Annotated in this window: 3 protein-coding genes; 2 read left to right on the top strand and 1 reads right to left on the bottom strand. The window is 30.8% G+C overall.

The window, feature by feature from the left end; all coding sequences use genetic code 11:
* The coding region (locus ACKPEB_RS10905; protein WP_408964913.1) for a hypothetical protein at positions 1–285 on the bottom strand (285 nt) is incomplete at its 3' end.
* A 186-nt stretch (positions 286–471) separates the two neighbouring features.
* On the opposite strand from ACKPEB_RS10905, the gene ACKPEB_RS10910 reads away from it, so the two are divergent.
* Together ACKPEB_RS10910 and ACKPEB_RS10915 are read left to right on the top strand one after the other, a co-directional pair.
* Complete coding sequence (locus tag ACKPEB_RS10910) at positions 472–1059, top strand: hypothetical protein (RefSeq protein ID WP_408964914.1); 588 nt, start codon at positions 472–474, stop codon at positions 1057–1059.
* A gap of 102 nt (positions 1060–1161) precedes the next feature.
* Positions 1162–3708: a hypothetical protein gene (locus ACKPEB_RS10915; protein WP_408964915.1), complete on the top strand. Its 2547-nt coding sequence runs from the start codon at positions 1162–1164 to the stop codon at positions 3706–3708.
* Positions 3709–4124: the final 416 nt, after the last annotated feature.

Consider the following 4124-nt stretch of genomic DNA (forward strand, 5'->3'; position numbering starts at 1 on the left):
TTTTTTCTCAAAATTAATGATAATACTATCAATCTTAATGAAAGGGATTTTATTAATTTTATTAATCCCAAAAATATCATCATAAAAAATTTTTATTGTTGACCATGACTTGTTTAGTTCCCTAAAAAAATTGGTGATGAAAACATAAATTATCTCATCAATATTGTATTTAGGTTTATTTTCAATCAATCCTGCTTGCTTAATTGATTGAAATTGATGATGAGATATTCCAACTAATTTACATAGTTGTAATCCTGAAAATTTGAATCGTGTTAAATCGCTCATGGCTATACCTAAAAATGTTGGTTATACATCCATCATGACATAAATACACTTGTAATACAATACTACATAGTTACAAGTCAAATCTTAAGAAAATATTAAGAATATACGATTTTTAATTCATAGCGTATACAGTAATAGATGTGAGGCAAAACCGCCTATACACAAACTTAATGGAGTATCGATACTATGTCTTTGTTCACAGCACCATTTCAACCCGCTTTAAATGCCAACGGAGAGGCTAAACTCACCTTTGTTGGACTAGAAATTAAAACCGGAAAAACTAAGGATTCAGGACGTGATTATCAATTAAACAACCTTAAGTTTGAAGTGATGGGTAAAATTCGTGGTACGTCTACTTTTATTAATATCTCGTCAGGTAAAGTTTTTGATGTCCAATCAAACTTTTGTAAAGCATTGATTAATATGGGTCTTAAGCCAAAAGTTTTGATGGACATCTACAATCAAATCATGGGAGATGTCGCTACAACTGAAGATTCCGACGGTTTTGAAGTAGAGGATATCCCAGAAGATGATGATGGTTTTGGAGTCACTGAAGCACCGGAATTAAATTTTGATGAGTTGGAAAAATTTTGTCTTCTAAATTGTCAAAAAGTTTTTACCGGAAAAGTATTTTTGAACGATAAGAAGTATTGGGAGATTAATGCAGAAACCATCAAACCCCTAGCAAAACCCAAAGCGGAAAAAGAGAAAAAGTCAGGTAAAAAATCCAAAACAGTGACAGAAACCGAAACAACAGAAGAAACTGAAGCGTAAAAAAATAATAACCCGCCTATTAAAATAGGTGGGTATCCTTAACTTTAGGAGTAATCAATATATTCGACTTCACTACAATTCTATCTATATATATTATACATTATGAAAATAATTTTAGCAACTGATTCTGAGTTTGTTCCTAAGCTGGATAACCCTACAGAACCTCTATCATTAACAATAGAAGATGAGCAAGGGAATGCTAGGTTTTACATCCATCCTAATGCTTCCAAAGACGTTCTAAAACACACGAAAAAGATTGGTGATAAAATCTTCAAACATGATTTTGCTATACTTGATTTTTTAGAAGATGTATATGGTTTTAAAGTAGGTAAAAAATTAGAAGGTGTTAATTATAAAAATTACGTTACTTTAGTAATATTAATATTCTTTAGTTTTAAAGATATTGAATTTTTGTTTAAAAATACTAAAGATTATGAAAAATTAGTTTTACCAAAATTATCCAGAACTAGACGTATCAGTGTTCAAAATATCATTAATAATTCTAAAGGTGGGTTTTGTTCCGACTCTATTGGATTACCTTATATAGCGACACTTCCCGATAAAAACAATGGTAGAATGAGAAATTATAAAATAAGTTTTAAAATCGTTGATATTTGTGCTATGCAAGGTAACGATAATCTCAAAAATTATGCTAATAATGTTGGGATTGAAATGTTAACTAAAGATGAATATACTTCTGATGAAAAAAAACGTATGGATTTAAGATACATTGAAAACTCTAATAAATACAAAGCCTATTGTATGGGAGATACACCACTAATTAAAGTTAAGAGAGAAACTGATAATTTTTATAATCATATTGCAGAATTAATCGGTGTTGAAAAACAAATATCATGGGGGATGTCTACGGGTAAAATTGTAGCCAGACTACTCAATGATTGGTTCTGTAACATTCTAAAAATAGATTCTAAGACATTATATAAAATACATAATTTAGCGGGTTCTGAAGGGATTACAAACATCTCTAAATTAATTAAAGAAAAAGCTTTAATCTATGGTGCTATGGTAGATGGAGGTAGAACAGTTAGAGAAAGAGATTTAGATATTTTAGTAGGCAATTTAATAGATATTGATATTTCGGGATGCTATGGCAATGGGTTAAAAAATCAACTTTATGCGATAGGTATTCCCAGTATTATTACAGAACCAATGATAGTAGAAGATTGGTTAAATAAATATGAAAAAGAATTAATACCTGGTTTATGGTGTGCAAGAATATCATGGGATAATTCAAAATCAAAATTCAAATTTAAACAAGATTTATTAATATCAAAAACTGAGGAAAAATTCAGTTTTTGGAATTATGTAATACAAGGTTTTGATAATCAAGGTTTTGAAATAGATGATGATGGTAAAAAAGTTTATGATGCGTCAATGTGTACGACTACATCAGTCATCCATTACGCAACACTAACTCATGATTCATTACAAATTTTGAAAACAGTTGCAAGTAATCAAGAATGGGGATGGATTAAGAAAAATGCTGTGATAAACTGTAGTTTAATTTATAAGAAGTCTGATGAGGTTTCAACCCCTACAGATGAAATGTTAGAGGGTGCTACACTGTCAAAAGATACCGATACATTGATTAAAGCTAGTAAAAATTGGATAAGGATTGAATTAAAGGGTTTAATCACAACATTATTATTAGAACGTAAAAAACATCCTAAAAAAACGCCTATGAATACATTTTTAAAACTTATCATAAACACCATTTATGGTACTATTGCTTCAGAGTTTTTTAGTATTGAAAACGCTTGTGTATCAAGTGTAGTTATTGGTAACAACATCACAGCACGTGCTAGATGTTTGGCATGGTGTATGGGTAAAGGATTTCATTCAGTCATGTCTATTACAGATGGGGGAGTATTCGATGTTAATAATGTTCTTTTTTATAAGAAAAAATCGTTAAATCTTTTAGAGGGTTTACATCGCGATAAACTATCTGAAGGAAAAAATCGTTTTTGTTATAAAAAACCATTAATGGGTTTTGAAATTAATTTTAATAATCCAAATTGTTACAAATTAATGTTAGAAAATTTGGGTATTATTCCTGATATTGATGATAAGAAAAATAAATACACTTGTCTAAATATTATCGATAAAAAAGCGTGGGAACATTTATCCAGTATTTTTGATATTGATATATTTAATTACAACCAATTCGAGTTTGAAACTAAGGATATTTATACTAAGTTGATTCTACACTCTAAAGTTGATTATTACTTAGAAAAACCAAATAATAGCGGTTATACAATAGCGTTTAGAGGTATGCCAAAAGTTTGGGATGATTCTATAAAATCAAAGGTCATCAATCCTTTAGCTTTGGATTTATTTAAAGCAATTGAAAATAATACCCCCTTAAAAGTTGAAATTGACACATCTGAATTGTTATCATTATCTGATTACCAAATTAAAAAGAAAAGTGATGGTAACTATCCTCTACTTCCCCATGATTCAGTAAATGTTAAAAAAGTCTTTTATTCCCATTCTCCAAAAAGTTCTAGGGTTGCGAGTTTATCAGAATTAAAGAAACTTGAAAAACGTTATGAAACCGCTAAAAAATCTGAAAACGCGATAGAAGTTGCTGCGGTTAAGAAATGGGGTGAAAAACTCTCTAAAGATTAATCCCTAGTCCATCCCCTAGCCATTGGTTAGGGGTTTTTTTGTTTTTGGGGTGTTGTGTTCCATAACATTTTAAGCTGTATCTCCCTTGCTGTATAGGTTTGGGGGGTTTTGTGGGGGTGTGAAGCAAAATTTTTTCAGGGTGTTAAGCAGACTGTACAGTGGAATCGATTATGGTGTAAAGGTTACAGCGTTTTTGTAGTATTGTGTATTATGCCCGTCCTATACCCAGTTTTAATTTGTTTTAGGGGGTAGCACGGGGTAAAAAATCCCATAACCACAAGGTTTTTAGAGTGTGGGGGTATTTAATGGGGTATCACACCCCCACAACGAACTCAACAACAAAATATTATAAGTAAATATACTTACCCAACAAAACCACGTCTAAAACACTGACACCCCCCCTAAATGATAGAAGA

Origin of the sequence: Planktothrix sp., from assembly GCF_046067725.1 — a bacterium.
Taxonomy (GTDB): domain Bacteria; phylum Cyanobacteriota; class Cyanobacteriia; order Cyanobacteriales; family Microcoleaceae; genus Planktothrix.